Here is a 22,807-nt window from a genome sequence, read left to right on the forward strand (position 1 = left end):
CGCAAGAAAAAATGCCCCCGAGCCGGCAATCTTACGACTTTTACAATAGAAACGAATGATTGCAGCGAAAAAAACGGCGATATTTCACCTTTTTACCCAGGCTTTTTCTTAATGCCGGGCTTCCAGCCAGATTAATGCCACCGACAATATCGCAAAATCGCCCTCAGGACGAACAGCTCACTTCGATTCCGCCGGCCCAATCCGGCGGCAAACCGGCGTAGCGTTCATAGCCATCCTGCGCCACATAGGGATTGCGCAGCAGTTTGATGAGGGTATCGATTTCGCTGGCATCGCCGGCCTTGGCCGCGCGAATCGCTTGTTCGGCCAAATGATTGCGCAGGACATACAGCGGATTGACGCCATTCATGGCGGCCGCCGTGTCCGCGGCCGACCTGTCCTGCCGGCCATGGCGGGAAATCAGCCGGTCAAGCCAGGCGCCGGCAGCGGGCCGATCAATAAATAAATCCTCAAATCCGCTGCGCTGGCCTTGTATCGCATCGGCCAGGCGCCGCCACGTCAGCGTGAAATCCGCCTGATTCGCGTCCATCAGTTTGAGCAGATCATCCAACAGCGCCTCGTCGTCGGGCTGCCAAGCCGCCAATCCCATCTTGGCGCCCATTTTGTCGTGGAAGGCGCGCGTGAAAATGGCTTCGTATTCATCCAGCACGGCACGCAACGCATCGGCGTCCTGCACCAGCATATGCAGGCTGCCGCCCAGCCGATACAGATTCCAAAGCGCCACGGAGGGTTGCCGGTTCCAGGAATAACGTCCTTCGGCATCCGAGTGGTTGCAGATATGCCCCAGCCGGAAACCGTCCATGAAACCAAACGGGCCGTAATCCAGCGTAAGTCCCAGGATGGACATATTGTCGGTATTCATGACGCCGTGGCAAAACCCGACGGCCTGCCAATCCGCCATCAGCAACGCCGTGCGCCGGGTGACTTCCCGCAGCAGATTCACATATGGCGCCGTCTCGGATGCGGGCTCGCCCGCCTGCACGTCGCGGCACTCGGGGTAGTAACGGTCAATCACATAATCGGCCAGCGTCTTGAGCAGGTCGGGCTGACGCCGCGACGACCAGTGCTCGAACGACCCGAACCGGACGAAACTGGGCGACATCCGGGTCACGATGGCTGCCGTCTCGACGGTCTCGCGCATGACCGGATCATCGGACACGACCAATGCCAGGGCGCGCGTGGTCGGCACGCCCAGCCCGAACATGGCCTCGCTGGCCAGGTACTCGCGCACCGACGATCGCAACACCGCTCGGCCGTCGCCCATCCGGGAATACGGCGTCATGCCGGAGCCCTTGAGCTGCAGTTCCCAGGCGCCCGCGGGCCCCTGGATTTCACCCAGCAGATGAGCCCGTCCGTCTCCCAATTGCCCCGCCCACACGCCGAACTGGTGGCCGCTATAGACGGCAGCCAGCGTATCGCCGCCCGGTAATGGCTGGGCGCCGGAAAAAACCTGCAGGAACTCGGGGGTGGTCAGCACCGACGGATCCAGGCCGATCAGGGCGGCGGCCTGCGAATTGGCGTGCAGCAGGCGGGGATTGTTCAGCCCCCGCGGCGCCAGCCGGGTGTAGAAGGTCTCGGGCAGGGCCGCAAACGAGTTGACGGCTTGCAGTTCGGACAGGGACAGGGCGGTCATGCGCGTTGCCTCCGGGCGGCGCGCTTGGCGGGCCGCACATAGAAAATGGCGCTGAGGAAAAACGTGGTGGACAGGATGATTTCGCCCCACGCCATCAGGACGGACAGCGGCGCCGGATCCGACATGGCGCGCACCACGCCTTCCATCAGATACAGCAGCGACAGCATGGCCGCCCACTGGTAGGTGTAGAGATTGCCGCGCACGATGCCGCGCAGCGGAAACGCCAGCGGCAAGGCTTTGAGCAGCATCCAGGAACCGCCCGGCCGCACAGGCGCCACCACGGTTTCCCAGGCGACGCACAGCACGATCAGGGCAAACAATGAAACCGAGGCCACGAGGCGCAGGCGGGGGTTGAGTTCGGGATTCATGCTGCTATTATCGCCTGATGAATCGCCCCGCCGAGCCCGCCGCCGCTACGCCGGCGGTCAAAGAACGACCAACCTCGCGCATTTCCCGGGTCGCGAGGACCGGACGCGTATTTCGTTTCGTCGTCCAGCGCGCCAACGAAGAAAAGCTGCTGCAGGTCGCCTCCAGCCTGACCTTCACCACCGTCCTCGCCATCGTTCCCATGCTTGCGGTGGTGCTGTCGCTATTCACGGCTTTTCCCGTGTTCCAGGAGTTCAGGGTCGCCCTCGAGGACTTCCTCACCACCAGCCTGATGCCGCCGTCCGTCTCGGACAACATCATGGACTACCTGAACCAGTTCGCGCACCAGGCCTCACGCCTGACCGCCATTGGCGGGGCATTCCTGCTGGTCACGTCCCTGCTGCTCATCATGACGATCGACCAGGCGTTCAATGACATCTGGCGCGTCTCGCGCCAGCGCCCCCTGCCGCAACGGGCGCTGGTGTACTGGGCGATCATCACGCTGGGCCCCGTGCTGGCCGGCGCCAGCCTGTGGGCCACCTCGTTCGTCGCGCGCGAATCGCTGGGGCTGATCAATGACGTGCCCGAAGTCATCAGCGTGGCCGTCTCGTTCATCCCCCTGGTGCTCACCGGCCTGGGCTTTGCGGCGCTCTTCGTCGTCGTGCCCAACCGCGAGGTGCTGTGGCGCGATGCGCTGATCGGAGGCTGCGTCACGGCCATCGTGCTGGAAATCATGAAGTCCGCGTTCGCCTTCTACCTGACTCGGTTTCCCACCTACACGGTCATCTACGGCGCCTTCGCCACCCTCCCGATCTTCCTGCTGTGGATTTACCTGTCCTGGCTGGCCGTCTTGCTGGGCGCAACGCTTGCCTCCAGCGCGCCGCTCATCCGGCTGGGCCGCTGGCACATCAATCGCTACCCCGGCGCTTCGTTCGTCGATGCGCTGGACGCCCTGCGCGCGCTGCGCCGAGCGCAGCTTTCCACGCCAGGCGGGGTGTCCGCCAGCTTGCTGGCCTCGGAGTTGCGGCTGCACCAGGACGAGCTCAACGAAGTCCTGGAAACGCTGAGCGCGATGGGGCTGGCCACCCGCAGCCCGGAAGACAACTGGATGCTGACGTGCGATGCGCGCGAGACCTCGCTGGCGCCGGTCGTGGATCGCTTCCTGCTGGACCGCAGCCAGCCGCGCGTGCGAAACGACCCCGACATCCTGCGCATCGCATCGTCCGTAAATTCGCCGCAAACCACGCCAACGCTGGAAGAACTCTGCGGAGAAGCGCAAAATACCGGAAATGGCGTCGCACCAGTGCTGCAACTGGAAGCGAACAAGAAATAGCAAAGCATAGGGCGCAGTCCGCCCCCAGGAGATACCGATGTTGAAGGTCAGTGAGATTTTGCGCGTCAAGGGCGATACGCTCTACACGGCGTCGCCGGACATGCCCGTGGCCCAGGCCGTGCAAACCATGAGCGAGCAGGATATCGGCTCCCTGGTCATCATGGAATTCGGCACGTTGACCGGCATGCTCACGTTCCGCGAAATCATTCGCCACATGCACGCGCATGGCGGCGCCGGCGATACCACCATCAGATCCATCATGGACGACGCGCCGGTCAGCGTTTCGCCCAACACCAGCGCCGACGAAGTCCAGCGCCTGATGCTGGAAAAACACGCCCGCTATATCCCCGTCATGGACGGTCCCACCCTGATGGGCGTCATTTCGTTCTACGACATGGCGCAGGCCATCGTGGCGGCCCAGCAATTCGAAAACAACATGCTGAAGGCCTACATCCGCGATTGGCCCGCCGAAAGCGCGGAACCGGCCCAGTCCTGAACCTGCCGGCGCCCTTGCGGCGCCGGCTGCGGATCTACATCCCGGCGGGCGCGGCCTCGCGCGTGGCATCACGCGCGCCCGGCGCATGACGCTGGCTGCGCCACGCGTCATAAATCAGTTCCGGATTATTCGCGGCCAGAAGGGCCGGATCCGACAGCATCCGCCGCCAGCGCCTTGCGCCCGACTGCCCATTCACCAGCCCCAGCATCGGACGCGTCATCACCCGCAGCGGCACGCCCTTGGCCACCTGCCGCGCGGCGTATTCCGTCATGGCATCCACCACCTGCGCATCGCTGGGCAGCCGCACCGACGGCCACAGCTGCATGGAAACCTCGGACAACACGCGCGGCGTATGCCAGGCGGCGCGGCCCAGCATCACGCCGTCAAAGGTTTCGGCCGCCTGTACCGACTGCCCGGCATCGGCCAGTCCGCCATTGAGCACGAACGTGCAATCCGGAAAATCACGCTTCAATTGCGCGACCACGTCGTAGCGCAGCGGCGGAATCTCGCGATTGTCCTTGGGCGACAAGCCCTTGAGCACCGCGTTGCGCGCATGCGCAATGAACACGCGGCAACCCGTGTCGTAGACCTTGCCGACAAAGTCGCGCACGAACTCGTAGGATTCGTCGTAGTCCAGCCCGAGGCGGTGCTTGACCGTGACTGGAATATCCACGGCGTCCTGCATGGCCTTCATGCAGTCGGCCACCAGCGCCGGCTCGGCCATCAGGCAGGCGCCAAACGCGCCCTTCTGCACGCGCTCGGACGGGCAGCCGCAATTCAGGTTGATTTCGTCATAGCCCCACTGCTTGCCAAGCTTGGCCGCATGCGCCAACGCATCGGGCTCGCTGCCGCCAAGCTGCAAGGCGACCGGATGCTCGGCTTCGTCAAAGTCCAGGTGGCGGGCCACATTGCCATGCAGCAGCGCACCGGTGGTGATCATTTCGGTGTACAGGCGGGCACGGGGCGCCAGCAGCCGGTGAAAGTACCGGCAATGGCGGTCGGTGACGTCGATCATCGGGGCGACGCAGAGCCGCCAGTCGGGGGAGTCCAAGAATCACTCTACAAAACAAGGGGATGCGGTATTTTACGGTGCTTGGCGACATTGTGCCCGCCGGGCCCGGGCACCCGTGACCGAATCGCTGCCGAAGGCCGCCCGCCATGTGGTCTAAAATTGCGGCGCCGCAACCCTGCACGCCTGTGCGCGCGTCCGTTCAACCCTCATACCGAAGATCCATGGCCGTATTCACCCCCGTATCCGATGACGACGCGCGCGCCCTGCTGGCGCATTTCGATCTGGGCGAGTTTGTCTCGCTTCGAGGCATTACGGCGGGTATCGAGAACACCAATTATTTCCTGCACACGACGCGTGGCGAATATGTCCTGACGCTGTTCGAGGTGCTGACGCACGCCCAACTGCCCTTCTACATAGAACTGATGTATCACCTGGCGGAACGCGGCATCCCGGTGCCGCAGCCGCAGACCCTGCGCGACGGCACCCGCCTGACCACCCTGCACGGCAAGCCTTGCGCCATCGTGTCGCGCCTGCCGGGCGGCTACGAGCCCGCCCCGGGGCCCGCCCACTGCGCGCTCGCCGGCGCCACGCTGGCCCGCGCCCACGTCGCGGCGCAGGACTTCCCGATCCACCAGCCCAACCTGCGCGGGCTTTCCTGGTGGCTGGAAACGGCGCCGAAGGTCATGCCCTTTCTCAGCCCGGCCCAGGCCGAGCTGCTGACCTCGGAACTGGCCGCGCAGCAGGCTGCCGTCAAGACGCCCGCCTGGCAGGCCCTGCAAAGCGGGCCGGCCCACTGCGACCTGTTCCGCGACAACGTCCTGTTTGCCGGCACGTTCGAGAATCCGCTCATGGGCGGCATCATCGACTTCTACTTCGCGGGCTGCGACACCTGGCTGTTCGACGTGGCAGTCAGCGTCAACGACTGGTGCATCGAGCGCGACACCGGCGAATTCATCCCGGAGCTGGTGCAGGCCTGGCTGGCCACCTACGCCTCGGTTCGCCCCTTCACCGACGCCGAGCGCGAAGTCTGGCCCCAGATGCTCAGGGCGGCAGCCTTGCGCTTCTGGCTGTCCCGGCTGTATGACTTCTTCCTGCCCCGCCCCGCGCAGACGCTCAAGCCGCACGACCCGCGCCACTTCGAAAGAGTGTTGCAAGCGCGCCACCGCTCGGAACTGCCCGTCTTGCCGTAATCGCTACGCCCCCCATAATGGGAATAGCGCCCCCTTTTTGAAAGATCTCCCCCTTCAGAGAGCCATGCAAGCAGCATTTCTACCCGCGACGTCCGGCTGGCTTTGGGTCCGCGACGGATTCCGCCTGTTCCGCAAGCAGCCCCTTGCCATGTTCACCTGGGCCATGGCCATCAGCCTGCTGGTCGTCTTCGCGTCGGCCACGCCGCCAGTCGGCCCGATGCTCGTCGTGGCCCTGATGCCCATCATCACGCTGATGACATTGTCCGCGTGCAAACATGTCGAGGCCGATCGCATCATGCTGCCCTCCATGTGGGGCAAGCCGCTGAAGCAGCCGGGCGTATTCCGCAAGCTCTTCCTGATGGGCGTGCTGTATGCCGGCCTTTGCCTGGTGATGGGCCTGGTCATCTTCCTGCCCTTCTCTGAGGCCATGATGGAAGGCATGCGCATCGCCTCCGTCGAAAAAAGCATGGAACCGATCCTGTCAGCCATGGCCGTGCCGCTGATGCTGTTTGCGATCTGCTACGTGGTGATCGCGGCGCTGTTCTGGCATGCACCCGTGCTGGTCGCCTGGCACGGCCTGCGCCTGACCCAGGCCCTGTTCTTCTCCGGCATTGCCTGCTGGCGCAACAAGCTGCCGTTCCTGGTCTACGGGGTCTGCTGGATCATGGTTTTTCTGTTCATCGATCTGTGCGCCGGGCTGCTGGTCGCCGTCGGCTTGTCGCCGCAGATGGCCGGCACGCTGCAGATTCCGTTCAACATTGCCGCCGGTGGCGTGCTTTACTGCAGCTTCTATCCGGCCTACACCTCCGTGTTCGGCATCAATAGTTCCAGCACGCATCTCGACAACGGCAACGGCGCGCAGGCATAACGCCACCCGCCACGGCGCAAGCGCCCGGCGCAATCGCACAACCCGGCCGTCCCGGCCGATGAACGCCACGTCGATGGCATAACGCATGCCGAAGGTATGCACCGCGGCACAGGGAATCAGCATCACCCCTGTGCGCGGCCCGGGCGGGGCCCGCCCCAGCAACCCGCGCATCCGCCCCCACCACCGCTTTACCGTCAACAGCCGCAAGCGTCCCTGGCGCAATCGCGCGGGGCGGCTCATTGCACGCTCTGCAGCAACTGCATCGCGATGGGAAACGCCAGCACGATGAACGTGCAAGGGAAAATGCAGCCGATCAACGGCAGCAGCATCTTCACCGGCGCCTGCATCGCCAGTTGCTCGGCCCGCGTATGGCGGTCGCTGCGGCACTGCGCCGCCTGCGCGCGCAAGACCGGCCCCAGGCTCGCTCCCAGTGCCTCGGCCTGCGCCAGGGCCGCCGCCCAATTGCGCGCCAATGGGCTGTTGCTGCGCTCGGCCAAGGTCTTGATCGCCGCGGTTCGGGAAACGCCGGCGCGCATCTCGGCCAGCGCATCCGCCAGTGCGTCGCGCAGCACGCCAGGCGGCCCGCTCTGCGCCGCCAAATGCAGCGCGCCCTGAACGCTCAGTCCGGCCTCGACGCACAACGTCATCATGTCGAACACGAAGGGCAAGTCGCGTTCGATGGCGCGGCGCCGCTGCGTGCCCAGGCCTTTCAACCACGCCGCCGGCGCCACCCCGGCGGCCAGCGCCGCCGCAGCCGTCCAGAGCACCCACGACGCGGAGCCGGGTGCAGCAAGCGCCACCGCCACGGCGCTGGCCACGCCACCGGCAGCGGCGGCCGCGCTACCGCACAACGCCGCGATGTGCGCATACCCGACTCCTGGCGGCAAGGCCGCCCGCTCTATTGCCCGGTTCAGCCACAGCCGCCAGCGCCAGGCGCAAAGGGGACCCGCCAACGGGGCCACCGCCACGATCCACGGCCATGCGGCGCGCCACCACCACGGCATCGCACGCTCTGCGTTCTGTTCCTGCCGCAGCAACGGACACAACAGCACCCACGCAAGCCAGGCCGTTCCCGCCGCCGTCGCCGCCATGCCCACATAAAGCCACATCCCGCCCCCTTTCAGATATCGATCCGCATGATCCGCCGGATCAGCAGCACGCCCGCCGCCTCCAGCACCGCCACGATGGCCAGGACACCCCATCCCATCGGCGTATGCCACAACAGACTCATGATGTCGGGCTCCAGCCGGTCCAGCACCGCCAGCAGCAGCAAGGGCAGCGCGCCCACGATCCAGGCTTGCAGCCGCCCCTGCGAGGTCAGCGCCAGCAGCTTCGCTTGCAATTGCAGGCGAGCCCGCAGTGTCTGCGCGATGCTCTCAAGGGCCTCGGCCAGGTTGCCGCCGGTTGTTGCCGCGATGCGCATGGCAGCCACCACCAGCGAGGTCGAATCGGCCGGCATCCTGGCCTGCAGGTTGCCAAGCGCAACCTCCCACGGCACGCCAAGCCGCTGTTCGCGCAGCATCAGGCCGAACTCCTGCGCCAGCGGCGCGCTGCTCTGCTCCACCACGTGGCGCAGGCCAGTCGTCATGGCCACGCCAGCCCGCAGCGCGGACGCCAGCATCAACAGCGCCATCGGTAATTGCGTTTCAAAGCGCCGCGCACGCCGACGCCGCAGTCCGTCAACGACCGACCTTGGCAGGCGCGAAGCCGCCAGCGCGAACAAGGCCGCGAGCAACGCGCTTCCGGTGGCCGAGAACGCGGCCGCCGCGGCGGCAACCCCGCAGATGATGGCGCCCGCCCACAGTTGGCGCGGGTCGATGAAGAGGAACACCTCGCTCAACCGCACGCCCGCATCCTGCGTGTAGACCTCGCGGTATCGCCGCAGCGCAGGCGCAAACCAGTTCTGTGCGCGCCACGCCAGCAACCCCGCGCACAGCATCGCGGCCGCCGCCGCAAGCCAGATCATGGCAAGCCCTGCGCAAAGGACGCAACGCCCGGCGCCTGGCCCGCCAAATCCGAAAACCAGGTGGCGTCCAGGCTCACGCCCTTATCGGCCCAATCGCGCGCAAAGCCGGGCAGCGCGCCGCATCCCCGAAATCCGTGGCTGCGGTCAAACCCAAACAAGTCCTGCAATTGGATGCGGCCGCTTTCCATGCCCGCCACTTCGACGATCGACGTGACCACGCGGCGACCGTCCGCCAGTCGTGCCTGCTGCACGACCACGTCCACGCTGGCGGCAATGTGCTCGCGGACCGCGGACAGCGGCAGGTCAAGCCCTGCCATGAGAATCATGGACTCCAGCCGGGCCAACGCATCGCGCGGAGAGTTGGCATGCAGCGTCGTCAGGGAACCTTCGTGGCCCGTGTTCATGGCCGTCAGCATGTCGAACGCCTCGGCGCCGCGGCATTCGCCCACGACGATACGGTCAGGCCGCATGCGCAGCGCGTTGCGCACCAGTTCGCGGATGTCGATTCGGCCTCTGCCTTCCTGGTTGGCCGGCCGGGCCTCCAGCGCAACGAGATGCGCATGGTTGAGCCGCAATTCCGCAGCGTCTTCGATCGTGACCACGCGCTCGCCGTCCGGAATCTCGTTCGACAGGATGTTCAGCAGCGTGGTCTTGCCCGCCCCCGTCCCCCCGGAAACGACCAGATTCTTGCGCATCCGTACGCACAGGGCCAGAAACTGCGACATCGCGTCGCTCAGCGCGCCCAGCGCAATCAGATCGGGCATCTGCGGCCGACGCTGCGGAAACTTGCGTATGGTCAGGCTGGCGCCCTTCATCGCCACCGGCGGAATGATGGCGTGGACCCGCGAGCCATCGGGCAGCCGCGCATCCACCATCGGCGAGCTTTCGTCGATGCGGCGCCCCAAGGGCGTGACGATCCGTTCGATTACCCAGCGCACCGACTGTTCGCTGGTGAATGCGGCTTGCTCCCGCCACAGGCGCCCCGCACGCTCGACATAGATTTCGTCGTAGCGGTTGACCATGATTTCCGTGATGTCGGGGGCCGCAAGCAAGGGTTCCAACGGCCCGAGCCCAACCGCCTCATCGAGCACCTCGCGGCACAGCGCCGCCTTGTCCGCATGGGGCGGAAGTTCGGCGTCCGTGGCAACGATCTGGACCAGAAGGCGCTCGGCTTCGGCACGAAGCATCCCGTCGCTCATCCCCGCCACGTCGCGCCGTCTCAGGTCCAGTGCGCTCAGCAGGGCCGCGTGAAGACGTCGACGGTCGTGCAGCCGATGCGGGGTGCAGGGCGGAACAACTGGCGGCGCAATGCCCCGGTCATCGCCCATCGACCGGATTTCCGGTTGAACCGGGTCTGATGACATCGCATCTGCACCGTCAAGAGGCGAGGCGGCCTCGGCTTTCCGCATCGACACGCGCAGCCTGCAAGGCCCGATCAGGATCTCGTCTTGAGGCTGTACCGGCGCATGCCGCACGATCCGCGCCCCATTCACCATCGTGCCTGCCAACGTGCCCAGGTCTTCCAGGACGATTTGATCCGCTTCGCACAGAAGCTGCGCGTGCTGACGCCCGACTCTCCAGGTGGGAATCCGCAATCCGCACTGAACGCCCCTTCCGATCAGCACCGGCGCGCGCAGCGTGAGCTGCTGCTGCGCGGCGTCCTCGAAGGTCAGTTCAATGGTCAGTTCAACGTTGAGCATCGCGCCCCTCCGGAAAAGTTGAATCGGCCTCGGCAGACGTCAGTCCCCACTGCGAACCCGCGCCCGAGTAGGGATCCCAACCGATCGCGTCCGAAGGAACCGCCGTCCCGAGGCGGGGAGGATCGGGAAACGCCGCCTGCAGCGTCTCTCGCCCGCGACGTATGCGATCGGCCATGGCGGGCTCTGCTTGCGACACGATCTTGGGCGTCACGAAGATCGCCAGTTCGGTCTCGCGGCGTTGATAGCGGGTTGAGGAAAACAACGCGCCCAGGATCGGAATGTTGCGCAGCCCCGGCAGACCGCTGACATCGGTGCCCTGCTCACGCGAAAGAAACCCGCCGATGACGAGCGTGTTGCCCGACCGCACGTTGAACTCGGTGGACGCGCGGCGCGTGCGCAGCGCCGGGCCGCCGGGAAGGCTTAGCGACGTATCGACCGAACTGGCCTCCACCTCGATCAAGGACCGGATGACCCCATTGCGATCGATCCGCGGCGTGATGTTCAGTGACACGCCGTAGGGCTTGAACAGCGTGGTGGGATTGCCCCGTGCATCCGTGGAGGCATAGGGCACTTCCCCGCCCGCGAGAAACGTCGCACTGGCGCCGCTGCGCGCCAGCAGCTGCGGTTGCGCAAGCATCACGGCTTCACCCGTTTGCGCCAGCGCGGCAATACGCGCCGAAAGCAGCGCATTGACGCCGAAGTAGCCCGCGGCCGACGCAACCGGCGCGGCCGTCTCGATGATCTGCTCGCCAGGACGTGTCATGCGGCTGCGCGATCCCCCATCCCAAGCGAGTCCCGCATTGAGGCCACCCTGCGTCATGCCATCCCAGCGCACGCCGAACTCCTGCAGCCGCGATGTGGGAATCTCGACCACCTGCACGTCCAGCAGCACCATGCGGTCCCATCCGACCTGACCCGTGAAATCCACGACGTCCGGATACCGGTCAACCAGCGCCGCAATGCGCGCGCGATCATCGTCGGACAAGTCATCGCCTTCGATGACGATGCGGCCGCCCACGTTCGAGCTGCGCGCCCCCGGGATCCGGGAGAGCAGACTCTGGACCTCCTCGCGCAGTTGTGGCGTGCCGGCAGGGACCACACGCAATTCGTAGGCTGCCACGCGATCGCGTCCTGCCCACACATGCACGGACGACACGCCTTCGGCTCGAGCAAACACCACGACCTCGCGCCCTTCCGCCGCCACGGCGCTGGCTACCTGACTGTTGCCGATCGCGACGCGCCGCACGCCGGGGTGCGGCAACACGCGCGTTTCGCCGACTTGCAGTTCCAGCGTCTGCGTGTTGGACCATGCAGGCAGGCTGCACAGGCACAGCACGATGGCGAGCAAGCTATGAATTCGGTTCATGGCCGCTCCGCGTCAAAGCCTGCCTGTGCATCCAGGCGATCACCGTAAACGATGGCGACACCGGGCAAGGTCTTGGGTTCGGCGTCCAGCCCCATAAGGGAAGCCAGATCGCTTTGTGCAGCGGGGTTTATGGACGCGGCGTCGTCGCGATGACGCAGCATTGCGGTCAGCACCCCAGCCTGCCGCGCGGCAATGAACCGCATGGCTTGGTCAGGCGTCGCGGCCAAGGTGATGTTGCCCGCGCCGTCGTCGCTCATGGCGGTCAGGACTCGCATGCTCTGCAGCACCGGGACGGTGAGTTCGCGTTGGCGATGATTGAACGTCACGTAGATATCGATGGCATCGCCGCCTTTGAGCATGTCTGCAAGACCGCCAAGGTCCGCCGCGTTGACCGTGAACGCGCGCTGCCCCGCTTCAAGCCGCGCGGCCAGCGAAGGCTGCGGCGGGTCGTAAGTCATGAAGCTTCTCAGCAAGGGGTCTCCAAGCGCCAGATCGGCAAGTAGCGTTGCGCCCAGCACGCTGCCCAGTTCCATCGGGTCGACGCTGGCGCCAGGCGCCCAGGGCTGCGGGATCTTGCGGACGGCCAGATGCACCTCTTCGAGCAATGTGCCGGCCGGCAGGTCATAGGCCGCCACAAGACGGCTGACCAGCGGCGTCTGCGCCTCGGCTTCCAGCGCCTGCACGCGCTGCTGGACGTGCTCGCGCACGGCCCATGCGGCGACCAGGCCCGCCAGCACCGCCAATCCATACACGCCAGTGCGACGCAACCGCTCGGCGCCGCGGATGATCCAGGGCTTCATGGCGCCCACCCAAGGGCTCGCAGCCCGCTGCCGCCCTCCACAGGCACCAGCCAAAGCTTCATCCGCTCCCGTTCACGCGCCCACCATTGGCCAGCGCCTGCGGAGGGCGCGCCTCGCCCCGCGGGGGCCGCTGACGCCGCCATCGCGGCCCCCTCACTATCCGGGTCGCCCTGCGGCCTCCATCCCGTCCGCCGCAACGCGGCATCAAGCAGTTCAGCCAGCTTTTGAGGCGGCAATGCGTACTGCCAGATCCGGTCGGAAACCTTGACGCCGGATTCCATCACGGCAACGTCCGACCTGACGCGCGCGCCCTTTGGCAGCCACCCCGGCAGATGCGCGGAGGGAGCCGCACGCACAGAAATCGCCGAGAGGCTGCCGACGGTGCGATCCGCGCCCGCGTTTTCCAATTGGGCCACCCAACGCTCATCGCCGACGCGGCCGGACAGGATGAGTTGCCCCGGCAGCACGTGCAGATCCGCCAAAGCAGGTTGCTGCGCGGCCAGCGTTCTGGCCAGGGCCGATGGGCTCTGGGGCGCATCGAACACCCACACTTGCGCGGGCATGCCGTGCAGCCACAACTGATCCGCCATGCGTTCTCGCAAGGCCCCTTCGGGGAGCCGCAGACCCCCCAGGGTGGACACGCCGCCTGATGCGCCCGCGCGTTCGGGCAACAGCATCAACGCACCGCACAGCCCGATGCCGACCGCAAGCAAGGCAGGACGGATTCGCATGCCCTGCCCTTCGCACACTTTTCGGACAAGGTTCATTTTCCGCCCTCCGCACGCCCGCCAAGCCGATCACCAGGCAGCACATCCCCCCACGCGGAAAGCCAATCCCGCGACAGCGCCGGCCGCCCCCACGGCGCCTCTGCCTGGCTGACGGGTCGCTGCATCCTTGCCGCCTCAGCCTGCGAGGTGCGGCTCGCTTGCAACCAGCCCGTTGGCGAAGCCCCAATACGGCGTTGCGCATCCGCGTCGCCATGCGCATAGCCCGCGCCGTCTGCCACGCTGAGGTGACGCGAGACCGGCAGTCCAAACATGACATTGCCCGGAGGCGGCAGCGAACGCACTTGCACGGACAGCAGACGCATTGCCGCGCCAAACCATTCATCCTGCAACGCGCTGCCCCCCGCAACGGAAGATCCAAGCCAGCGTTGCGCGCTGCCTTCCACGTCCATCCGCGCCGGCGCGCGAAGCGTCGCGACCGGCTGCCCCAACGCCGCCGCCATGGCGGCCTGACGACTAACCTGGGTCGTGCGCTGTGCCGAAAACTGCATCGCGCCGATATCCGAGACCGCCCACAGCAACACGGTCAAGAGCGGCAACGTCAATAGCGCCTCGACCATCGCCTGTCCTTGTTCGTTTGATCCGCGTTGCATCACGGCAACCTCCTGGCCAATGCTTCCTCTTGCGGCGTGACTGCGGAAAGGCGAGCCTGCCAATAGGGCCGGAAAAGCGTGGCGAGCTCCAGGCGCCCGTCGGCGCGCCGCTCCGGCCGGGAAAAGTAGGTCTCGGCAGCCGTGCTGACCGTGATGGCGCCCGTTCGGCCCAGTGCGGCATATCGGAACTGACCGATCGGCGCCGACACAGCGCTGCTGGCGTCCGTCGTTTGGACGACGGACGATTGCAGACCGACCGCCACGGCAAAACGCAAGGGATCGGCAAGACGCTTGGGCGCGACTTCCCGGTAGGCCGGCAAGCCGCCGCCGGGCCACCGGCGCACCCCAGCCATTGCGTATGAGTTCGCCATGGGGTTGTTGGCTCCGTCGAAGATGTTCCAGGACGTGGCGTGTTCCACCCATCGCCAGAAGTCTTCCTGCGAAAAGTCTGCGGGCGGATCTTCGACGAATTCCACGTCGTGGGGCGCACGGCTTTTATTGCCCTGGACGGTGCCCCACCCCATCGCGTATTCGCGGAAGTAGCAGCCAATCCAGCGGTTCGAGCGCAGGGCATGGTAGGACTGCGTGTCCAACGCGCCCCAATGGCCATCCGGCCCAAGCCAGGTCGAGCCGCGCCGCCGGAGTTCGTGCCGAAGCCACGGACACCGGGTGCTGACCACCCAAGGGTTGCGTAGCGTCGTGTTGCGGCGGTCCAGGAAACCATAGCGAGCCGCTGCGCTTTCAATAGCCGGCCGCAGGCCGGCCTTGCGTGTGGCGGCTTGGCGCTCCGTGAAACCCGGCCAGCCGTCCGTCAACACACGCAGACCCAGCGGCGAAGCCCCGGATGCTGCGTCCTGGCCAGTCTTGCCAAACTCGGGATAGTTGGCAGCCAGCACCTCGCGCATGACACGATCCCGAGACATGATGAAATCGCCGGCGATCGCTCGCGCCGCGGCTTCCAGCACCTGATGCACGACGCGATCATGCTGCGCGAACGCGCGCGCCAGACGGCTTTCGGCGTCCGGAGGGGCCTGCGCCCCTTGGTAGGCCGCGCCGGCAGCCGGCCCGAAAAGCATCGCGATCAGGCTGGCTGGCGGATTGCCGCGCCGACGCTGTGATTGCAACGCATCGAGGTATTGCGCCGACGCCCCTAGCGTCACCAGATGCGCCATCGCAACCTGATGCGCGATCTGGCTGCGATTCACGTAGGCGATGGCATTGAGCGCGCGCGCCTGCATGAGCGCACCGCTGTAGGCCGCCGCATCCGCGGCATGGGTCAGGCGGCTGCGCGCCTCGACGGTCTGGCCAACGTTGTACAGGACGACGAGCGATGCCGCGCCGGCGGCCGCGACCATCAAACCCAGCACCAGGGCCTGGCCCCGTTGTTGATCGTCGAGCATGGATGGCGGCGCGTTCAATTCGCGATCTCGGCGTTGCCGGTAAATGACTTGAGCGACCGCGCCTTGGTCTGGGCCGCCGCCTTTTGGGCCGCCTGCTGAGCCGCTTTGGATTGCGTGCTGCCGTCTTCGCCGGCAAGCTCGCGAGCCATGGCTGCCGTCTGCGAACGCACGACCTGTCCGAAGTACTGATATACCGCGATCGCCGCCACGGCGACCAGCGCGACGACAACGATGTACTCCGTCATCCCCTGTCCCAGTTGGCGCTTTCGATGCCCCCACATATCTGCTCTCCCGTGCATTGAACGTGGAGGCCAGTGTCGCCAGCGGGCGGCGGGCGGACAATTCGTGGATGCCGAGACGGACAAATCCGCGCACGCCCCCTTGACGCATGTGCATGCCTCGAAGGTCCTGCGCCAATGACGTTCCCACCCCTTTTTTGGCAAGGGTTTCCCCTATTGCCGGGCTGAAGTCCCAGCAGTAGATTGGAGTCGCCGGGCTGTCTGACACCCATCGCGTGCGAAGCCGGGCAGGAGCGCCTCAGACTCATCTTGAGCTGGGGCGCTCTTCCATTTGGAGCCGCGTTCCTAGTAGGTGCGTTCCTGGTCGCGGGTGCTCGTTTCCCTGCCGGTCACGGTTCCAACACGACGTTGCGACCTCAGCTGGCCCCTACCATTGCACGCGAAAGCCGATCATGCCGCCCACGGAGTGGTTGTCGCTCATGTTGTTGGTCGCGCCGGCCACGCTCAGGTTTCCATAAACCCCGTAGCGCCCATTGTTCCATTGGTAGGTCCCGCCAACGCCAAGTTCGGCCCACAGCCGCTCGTCCCGGCTTCGAAAAGACACGCCCGCCACGTTGACGTTCGTGCCATTCATGAACTCGTTGTACAGATTGGCAATGGCGTACACATGCGTTTGACCGGCCGCCCCTTGCGCAACGGAGCGTTCAGGTTCGTAATCGAGCGACACGCCCAGACGTCCGATCAGACTGTCGCCATCGTCAAGCCGCACCTTGGCGCCGAACGGGTCCGTAAAGCTGTCGAAGTCGACGCGAGACCGAATCAACTGCGCCTGCGGCGTCAGCGAAAAGCCCTTGCCGATGTCATGGCGATAGCCTGTCTCCACCGAGATGGCGACGCCGTTTCCATTGTTTCCTTTCACCTCATCGCGCGCGATCGTGCGCGACGAGATGTCGCTGTCGAACCACATGGCCTGCAATTGTCCGTCCACGTAGAACCCGCTGGCGCCGTACCACGTCAGGCTGGCGCCCACGCCCGTGCCAGTCGTGTCGATCTTGCCCCGGCCATACGGAGACGCGATATCGGCCGACGCGTTGCCATGCGAAAGATTGACGCCAGCCACCAGCATCGAACCATCGGGCTGGCGGTTTGCGACGACGTCAATGCCCGTTTGCAGCTTCCACAGGTCGATATCCCGGCTCGACTTCGTCGCCGACTGTGCCGGCCGCACCGAACTGGTGGCGCCTTGGATGCGAGCCCACCCTCCGAATTTGTCCCCGGCCGCGGGCTGACCGTCCGTCCGCCAGAACCGGTTTCCGACGCGTTGCTGCAACGTCGGCAACGTATTGAGGGAAGCGAGCACCTGGGGATACTGCTCATAAAGCGGTATGCCCGGCTGATAGCGTGGCCCCTCTTCGGGACTTCCGGGAATTTCCTCCACCGGCGCGCCCGGCCCGGGTTCGGGTTCGGGTTCGGGCTCTGGATCAGGTCCCGGCCCTGGCTCCGGTTCGGGAGCCGTCTCCGGTTCCTTGAATTCGGATACGAGATACCAGTGACCGTCCGTGGGCGTATTGCTGCCGCCGTGTTGCAGCGTGTACGCATACGCGCCGGCAATCACGGCTTGCTGACCGTTTTCGGCCCGATAATCGCCCCGAAGGTTGAACGCGCTCGCAGGCGACGCGCCGCCGACCTCAATGACGCGAATGCCATTTACCGTCTGCGCCCCGCTGCCATTCAGATTGGTGACCTTGACGGCGGTATTGCCCACGACATTGCCCGTCACAACCAGTTTGTCGGTAGACGACGCGTCATTGCCAAGCACCGTCTCCAGCTGCAACAGCGAACCGCTGCTGCCCGTGTAGTTCCCGCTGATGGTCAGCGTGCCCAACGAGGCCCCGGGCGATACGGTGCCTGCATTGACGACACTGCCCACCCGTCCGCGCCCTTCCAACGTACCGCCAGAGAGAATCTGCATCGCCGCGCCGGACAGGTCACGATTGACCTGCAGAATGCCCGCGCCGCCTATTTGCGCAGCGCCCGAGAAGTCCCCGTGGTCCGCATTCAGGATGGTGCGACCCGCCATCGCCTCCAACCGCCCGCCCCCGACCAATCCGGTATTGGAGCCTGCTGCATTGTTGGCACCGTTGTTGATCGTCGCGTCGAACACATAACCGGAAGACGTGTGATTGAAAATCACGCGGCTGTCGCCAGGGCCAAATGAAACACGCGGGGTTTCCAGCGTGCCAGGCGCGACCGGCGCAGCGCCCACATCGCTGCCGATGACAAGTTTGCCGATCCCGGAAGCTGTCGCCCCCATCACCGCGCCCGGGGCAATCACCTGCCCGCCATCCGAGATCGTCAAGCTGCCAGTGCCGAGCGAGCCAATCTGAATGGGTGATCCGGAAAGCCACCGGGAATTGGCTCCGCGGACCGTGACGTCTCCCTTGCCGCCAACGACGCCAATGGATCCCGAGCCCGTCGAAACGTAGCCCCCGTCCAAGATGTTCAAACGTCCCTCGCCCGACATCCCGATGTAGAGCAGCTGGTTGTTGATCCATTGCGATCCGGCGCCAGTGATGTTCACAACGCCTACGCCGTCGTCGAATTCCCCGAGAACGGCGCGCTGACTCTGGACCACGCCACCGCTGGCAACCGTCAGTGTCCCTGCCGCGCTCCAGCCGACATTCAGCGTGCTCAGGCTGTTGGCGGACACCTCCCATCGCGCGTTTGGGCCGGTCACCGATACCACCCCGGCGCCACCGAAAACACCTCCCAGGTAAGCATCCGGGCTATTCACCAGACCGCCACTCAACACGTTCAGCGTGCCGGCTCCCGTATTTCCAACCAAGAGGGGGCCGTTCGTGTTCCAAGGCGAAGCCTGAGTTCCGGGAACGGATACCGTCTGCCCGCTCTCGATCGTGATCTGAGCGACCGATACCCAAGGAAATGCCAGGAGGGGGAGCAGCGACGAACGAGACAGTACGCCCGACGGCAGAGCGTTGTTTTTCATGAAACTTCCTCCGATCGAGCTTCGGTATCAGCACATGCCAAACATCAGACGGGGCGGGATGGGCCCTCCCCTCATCGCCCACAGCCACGAGCGGTTTCGAGGATTATTGGGGAATAGTCCTTTTGGATGAGGAAGTGTTACGCGGGGTTACCAATCAGGAATGGCACCGCGGCGCGGCTCGCGCAGCCTCACGCCCAACCGTGGCCTGGAAATGAAAACAGCCGCCATTGCCGGCGGCTGCGGTACCTGAGTGTCGTGACGCTGCCAGCCGCTGCCCACGCATCCCGGCGGACAGTTTTCTCCTGGCACCTGCTCTCCGGAAACAAAAAAACCGCCCGGAGGCGGCCGTCTGCGGCATAGCGTCGGCGTCAAAGTGTGACGTCAATCACTTTAGTGTGATTCATGCAATGCGCGTTGATCTTGTACAGGAAGATCAGATACCCGATGCCGAAAGTGACGATAGAGATAATCGCCCAGATGACGATATTTCCGATAATGCTGGCCAGATCGATGGTGCATTGCAGGCGGCCAACACGGCGTCCAGAATCATCGAGCACCGAAGTGCGGCTGATGATGAAACGCTGCATGTAATACGGAAACACGAAAAGCGCTAGGCCCAACGTGACGATACTCAGGAGGATCCAGATAATCCCGTGGCCGATGATGTCTCCGACGGTGAGATCCGACTTCAATTTCAACTGCTTCATGGTGTGCAACTTCCTGCGGCTTATATAACAGCCTTAGTTTTTACCATTTTTTTGCAGTTGTTTCAAAAAGAGACTTCAATGTACTCAGGCAAAGCCGAAGGATCGGCACGCCAGTGCGCCTCGGCTCCTACTTGTCCAAGGCGCAAGAGCCAGGGAGATTTGCCCCACTTCCCCCTGCGCGGCCTTTCTCGTGGCGTCTCGCTCGCGCGGCTCAAGCGTCCGGCTGCGGGGCACATGGCTCAACAACTCCAGCATACTGGGGCCACCTGCGCTTTCACAACCTGCGACACAGCACAGCGAGCCAGATGATCAACGCCAAGGTCGACCTATACACCGTGGGCGCCGTGATGGGGCACAAGTCAGCAGCCAGCGCCAAGCGCTACGCGCACTTGGCCACCGAAGCCATCAAAACGGCGCACAGCCAGATTGGCAAAAAAACCCACACACAAAAGAAAACGCGGGCTGCATGAACTTCATGCAAACCCGCGTCATTCTTGGTAGGCCCCCCGAGAGTCGAACTCGGCACCAACGGATTATGAGTCCGCTGCTCTAACCAGGCATGAGCTAGAGGCCCAGGAAATTTACTGCCCTTCCAGGAAGCTCTTCAGCTTGTCGGCCCGGCTGGGGTGACGCAGCTTGCGCAGCGCTTTAGCCTCTATTTGGCGGATGCGCTCGCGCGTGACGTCGAATTGCTTGCCCACTTCTTCCAGGGTCTGGTCGGTGCTCATTTCGATGCCGAAACGCATGCGCAGGACCTTGGCTTCACGCGGGGTGAGAGAGTCTAGCACTTCCTTGACGACATCGCGCATCGAACCATGCAGCGCCGCATCCGAAGGCGCCAGCGTGGACGTGTCTTCGATGAAATCGCCCAGGTGCGAATCGTCGTCGTCACCGATGGGCGTTTCCATGGAGATCGGTTCCTTGGCGATCTTCAGGATCTTGCGGATCTTGTCCTCAGGCATGTCCATCTTTTGCGCCAGGGTCGCGGGATCCGGCTCGGCGCCGGTTTCCTGCAGGATCTGGCGGCTAATGCGGTTCATCTTGTTGATCGTTTCGATCATGTGAACAGGAATACGGATGGTGCGCGCCTGGTCGGCGATGGAACGCGTGATGGCCTGACGGATCCACCACGTTGCGTAGGTCGAGAACTTGTAGCCGCGGCGGTATTCGAACTTGTCCACGGCCTTCATCAGGCCGATGTTGCCTTCCTGGATGAGGTCGAGGAACTGCAGGCCACGGTTCGTGTACTTCTTGGCGATCGAGATCACCAGACGCAGGTTGGCCTCGGTCATTTCGCGCTTGGCCTTGCGGGCCTTGGCTTCGCCGGTGGCCATGCGCTTGTTGACGTCCTTCAGGTCCTTCAGCGGCAGCACGACGCGCGTTTGCAGGTCGATCAGCTTTTGCTGCAGTTCCTGCACGGCGGGAATCTGGCGCTCCAGCGTTTCGGCGTACGGATGGCCGGCGGCCACTTCGTCGACGACCCACTGCAGGTTGGTTTCGTTACCGGGGAACACCTTGATGAAGTGCAGGCGCGGCATGCCGGCACGGTCCACACACGTGTGCAGGACAGCGCGCTCAAGCTGACGCACTTCTTCAACCTGGTTGCGCAGCGTGTCGGCCAGCTTTTCCACCATCTTGGCGGTGAAGCGGATGCCCATCAGTTCGTTCTGGATCGATTCCTGGGCGCGCACGTAGATGTCCGACTTGTAGCCGTCCTTCTCGTACGACAGGCGCATCTTGTCGAACTGCTTGCCCACTTCGTCGAACTTGGCCAGCGCCTTGACGCGCAGGTCTTCCAGCTGCTTGCTGGACATGCCGCCGGCGGGGCCGTCATCGCTTTCGTCTTCATCGGCGGTGACGCCGGCGCCGGCGTATTCTTCGCCGTCTTCCGGATCGACCAGGCCGTCGACGACTTCGTCGATCTGCGCCTGTCCCTCACGCACGCGCGTGATGTGGGCCAGGATTTCGTTGATGGTGGTCGGGCAGGCCGAGATGGCCATGACCATGTGCTTCAGGCCGTCTTCGATACGCTTGGCGATCTCGATTTCGCCTTCGCGGGTCAGCAGCTCGACCGAGCCCATTTCGCGCATGTACATGCGGACCGGGTCGGTGGTGCGGCCGAAATCGGAGTCCACGGTGGTGAGCGCGGCTTCGGCTTCGTCTTCGACGTCGTCGTCGTTGGACGCAACCGGCGCGTTCTCGCTCATCAGCAGGGTTTCGGCGTCGGGGGCCTGGTCATAGACCGCGATACCCATGTCGCTGAACGTGCTGATGATGCCGTCGATGGCTTCGGCATCGACCAGGTCGTCGGGCAGATGGTCGTTGATTTCGCCGTACGTCAGGTAGCCGCGATCCTTGCCCAGCTTGATCAGCTGCTTCAGGCGATTGCGGCGCGCTTCGTATTCTTCCGGCGTGACGGGGCCACGGGCGATCAGGTCCTTGGGATCGGCCTTGCCGCGCTTGCCGCCGCGCTTGGGCGGCTTCAGATCGGGCAGGACTTCGCCTTCGCCGTCCATCGGATCGTCGAAACCGTCGGAGTCGTTGTTGGCGTTCTTGGCGGGGCGGCCCGGACGGCGGCCGCTCGGCGCGGGACGCGCGCTGCCGACTAGGTCGGCCAGTTTGTCTTCGGCTTTCTTGGCGCGGGCCTTCGTCACCTTTTCGGGCTTGTCCGCGGCAACTGCCGTTTTGGCCGCCTTTTTGGCGGCCGTCTTGGCGGCGGGCTTGGCGACCTTCACCGCCGTCTTGGCGGGCGCTTTTTCCGCGGCCATGCTGACGGCGCGTTTGGCCGCCACAGCCTTGGTTTCGGCCGCATCAATTGCAGAGGAGGATTTGCCGGTGGATTTGGTCATAGTCGCTTCCGTGGTCGTCGCAACCCGTTCGGGCTTGTTGCACCGCATAACGCCGCGCCGGATACGGATCCGGTGCGGCATGGAATACGGGTAAATCTGGTGGATCGGCGAAGATCACGCGGCTGCGTTGTTCGCAGCACCGGCTCTTGCGAGCCCGTCTGGCGACGTCTCCGGTTCTTGACCGTTCTGACGCCCGACGTTCATGACCTCATTCAACAGCGGGTTCCGGACGTTGGGGGGGCTGCCTGCCTATAAATAGGCTTTGCTCGCTTATCGGGCCATTGCCCCAAGCAGCTACGTATACACAGCACCCAAACCACTCACGCCACGCGGAGTTACCGCCGCTGAACTGCTTTTGATCCACCGCTCAGCTATATTAATTAACGATGTAACAATTTTGACGCACGCGTCCCGTTTCTAACCTTTTTTAGTGGTTAGCGATGCCGCCTGGGCTCAATAACCGGGATGCCCGAGCTTCA

The 22,807-nt window shown here is 64.6% G+C and carries 20 protein-coding genes, 1 tRNA gene and 1 pseudogene; 5 read left to right on the top strand and 17 right to left on the bottom strand.

Features of this window, described 5'->3' with window-relative positions; translation table 11 throughout:
* Positions 1 to 163: 163 nt before the first annotated feature.
* Both FBY20_RS01830 and FBY20_RS01835 read right to left on the bottom strand, forming a co-directional pair.
* The gene (locus FBY20_RS01830; protein WP_142049637.1) at positions 164 to 1,651 is read right to left on the bottom strand and encodes a YdiU family protein; all 1,488 of its coding nucleotides are present in this window, start codon (positions 1,649 to 1,651) and stop codon (positions 164 to 166) included.
* The gene (locus FBY20_RS01835; RefSeq protein ID WP_056315766.1) at positions 1,648 to 2,019 is read right to left on the bottom strand and encodes a DUF2069 domain-containing protein; all 372 of its coding nucleotides are present in this window, start codon (positions 2,017 to 2,019) and stop codon (positions 1,648 to 1,650) included. Before FBY20_RS01835 ends, FBY20_RS01830 begins: the two co-directional genes overlap by 4 nt.
* Before the next feature lie 17 nt (positions 2,020 to 2,036).
* Here FBY20_RS01835 and FBY20_RS01840 point away from each other — a divergent pair, with 17 nt between their 5' ends.
* Both FBY20_RS01840 and FBY20_RS01845 read left to right on the top strand, forming a co-directional pair.
* Positions 2,037 to 3,350: a YihY family inner membrane protein gene (locus tag FBY20_RS01840; RefSeq protein ID WP_056315765.1), complete on the top strand. Its 1,314-nt coding sequence runs from the start codon at positions 2,037 to 2,039 to the stop codon at positions 3,348 to 3,350.
* Between the two features lie 37 nt (positions 3,351 to 3,387).
* On the top strand, positions 3,388 to 3,846 hold the full coding sequence (locus FBY20_RS01845; RefSeq protein ID WP_056315762.1) for a CBS domain-containing protein: 459 nt from the start codon (positions 3,388 to 3,390) through the stop codon (positions 3,844 to 3,846).
* 34 nt (positions 3,847 to 3,880) lie between these two features.
* Here the strand turns inward: FBY20_RS01845 and dusA are convergent, their stop codons facing one another.
* The gene (gene dusA / locus FBY20_RS01850) at positions 3,881 to 4,861 is read right to left on the bottom strand and encodes a tRNA dihydrouridine(20/20a) synthase DusA (RefSeq protein ID WP_056315760.1); all 981 of its coding nucleotides are present in this window, start codon (positions 4,859 to 4,861) and stop codon (positions 3,881 to 3,883) included.
* 218 nt (positions 4,862 to 5,079) lie between these two features.
* On the opposite strand from dusA, the gene FBY20_RS01855 reads away from it, so the two are divergent.
* Together FBY20_RS01855 and FBY20_RS27880 are read left to right on the top strand one after the other, a co-directional pair.
* Positions 5,080 to 6,048: a homoserine kinase gene (locus FBY20_RS01855; protein WP_142049640.1), complete on the top strand. Its 969-nt coding sequence runs from the start codon at positions 5,080 to 5,082 to the stop codon at positions 6,046 to 6,048.
* Between the two features lie 64 nt (positions 6,049 to 6,112).
* Complete coding sequence (locus FBY20_RS27880) at positions 6,113 to 6,916, top strand: BPSS1780 family membrane protein (RefSeq protein WP_254595436.1); 804 nt, start codon at positions 6,113 to 6,115, stop codon at positions 6,914 to 6,916.
* 6 nt (positions 6,917 to 6,922) lie between these two features.
* Here FBY20_RS27880 and FBY20_RS28080 read toward each other — a convergent pair.
* From FBY20_RS28080 to FBY20_RS01915, 12 genes and pseudogenes are all read right to left on the bottom strand, one after another.
* Positions 6,923 to 7,156, bottom strand: a pseudogene (locus FBY20_RS28080) (DUF192 domain-containing protein); the annotation flags it as partial.
* A complete protein-coding gene (locus tag FBY20_RS01865; protein ID WP_142049647.1) occupies positions 7,153 to 8,025 on the bottom strand; it encodes a type II secretion system F family protein in 873 nt (290 codons plus the stop codon). The gene FBY20_RS01865 and the pseudogene FBY20_RS28080, both read right to left, overlap by 4 nt.
* Before the next feature lie 11 nt (positions 8,026 to 8,036).
* Positions 8,037 to 8,882, bottom strand: coding sequence for a type II secretion system F family protein (locus tag FBY20_RS01870; RefSeq protein ID WP_142049650.1), 846 nt, complete (start codon positions 8,880 to 8,882; stop codon positions 8,037 to 8,039).
* Positions 8,879 to 10,582: an ATPase, T2SS/T4P/T4SS family gene (locus FBY20_RS01875; protein WP_142049653.1), complete on the bottom strand. Its 1,704-nt coding sequence runs from the start codon at positions 10,580 to 10,582 to the stop codon at positions 8,879 to 8,881. Before FBY20_RS01875 ends, FBY20_RS01870 begins: the two co-directional genes overlap by 4 nt.
* Positions 10,569 to 11,948 carry a type II and III secretion system protein family protein gene (locus FBY20_RS01880; protein WP_142049656.1) on the bottom strand — a complete coding sequence of 460 codons (1,380 nt, stop codon included), beginning with the start codon at positions 11,946 to 11,948 and terminating at the stop codon, positions 10,569 to 10,571. The genes FBY20_RS01875 and FBY20_RS01880 overlap by 14 nt, the downstream gene beginning before the upstream one ends.
* On the bottom strand, positions 11,945 to 12,748 hold the full coding sequence (gene cpaB, locus FBY20_RS01885; protein WP_142049659.1) for a Flp pilus assembly protein CpaB: 804 nt from the start codon (positions 12,746 to 12,748) through the stop codon (positions 11,945 to 11,947). Before cpaB ends, FBY20_RS01880 begins: the two co-directional genes overlap by 4 nt.
* Complete coding sequence (locus FBY20_RS01890) at positions 12,745 to 13,515, bottom strand: hypothetical protein (RefSeq protein WP_056315741.1); 771 nt, start codon at positions 13,513 to 13,515, stop codon at positions 12,745 to 12,747. Before FBY20_RS01890 ends, cpaB begins: the two co-directional genes overlap by 4 nt.
* The gene (locus FBY20_RS01895; protein ID WP_255452206.1) at positions 13,512 to 14,093 is read right to left on the bottom strand and encodes a pilus assembly protein; all 582 of its coding nucleotides are present in this window, start codon (positions 14,091 to 14,093) and stop codon (positions 13,512 to 13,514) included. Before FBY20_RS01895 ends, FBY20_RS01890 begins: the two co-directional genes overlap by 4 nt.
* Positions 14,094 to 14,125: 32 nt before the next feature.
* Positions 14,126 to 15,526, bottom strand: coding sequence for a hypothetical protein (locus FBY20_RS01900; protein ID WP_142049665.1), 1,401 nt, complete (start codon positions 15,524 to 15,526; stop codon positions 14,126 to 14,128).
* Positions 15,527 to 15,540: 14 nt separating this feature from the next.
* Complete coding sequence (locus FBY20_RS01905) at positions 15,541 to 15,807, bottom strand: hypothetical protein (RefSeq protein ID WP_056315734.1); 267 nt, start codon at positions 15,805 to 15,807, stop codon at positions 15,541 to 15,543.
* 385 nt (positions 15,808 to 16,192) lie between these two features.
* Positions 16,193 to 18,772, bottom strand: coding sequence for an autotransporter outer membrane beta-barrel domain-containing protein (locus tag FBY20_RS01910; RefSeq protein WP_142049668.1), 2,580 nt, complete (start codon positions 18,770 to 18,772; stop codon positions 16,193 to 16,195).
* Positions 18,773 to 19,140: 368 nt separating this feature from the next.
* Entirely contained in the window at positions 19,141 to 19,479 is a 339-nt protein-coding gene (locus FBY20_RS01915; protein ID WP_056315730.1) for a DUF6693 family protein, read from the bottom strand.
* 113 nt (positions 19,480 to 19,592) lie between these two features.
* Between FBY20_RS01915 and FBY20_RS28085 the strand changes: the two genes are divergently transcribed.
* A complete protein-coding gene (locus tag FBY20_RS28085) occupies positions 19,593 to 19,949 on the top strand; it encodes a tyrosine-type recombinase/integrase (protein ID WP_346529006.1) in 357 nt (118 codons plus the stop codon).
* A gap of 25 nt (positions 19,950 to 19,974) precedes the next feature.
* On the opposite strand, the gene FBY20_RS01925 is transcribed toward FBY20_RS28085, so the two are convergent.
* Positions 19,975 to 20,053 (bottom strand) — tRNA-Ile (locus FBY20_RS01925).
* A 7-nt stretch (positions 20,054 to 20,060) separates the two neighbouring features.
* The gene (gene rpoD, locus FBY20_RS01930) at positions 20,061 to 22,328 is read right to left on the bottom strand and encodes an RNA polymerase sigma factor RpoD (RefSeq protein ID WP_056315728.1); all 2,268 of its coding nucleotides are present in this window, start codon (positions 22,326 to 22,328) and stop codon (positions 20,061 to 20,063) included.
* Positions 22,329 to 22,807: the final 479 nt, after the last annotated feature.

Source organism: Achromobacter sp. SLBN-14, from assembly GCF_006715415.1.
Taxonomy (GTDB): Bacteria; Pseudomonadota; Gammaproteobacteria; order Burkholderiales; family Burkholderiaceae_B; genus Achromobacter; species Achromobacter mucicolens.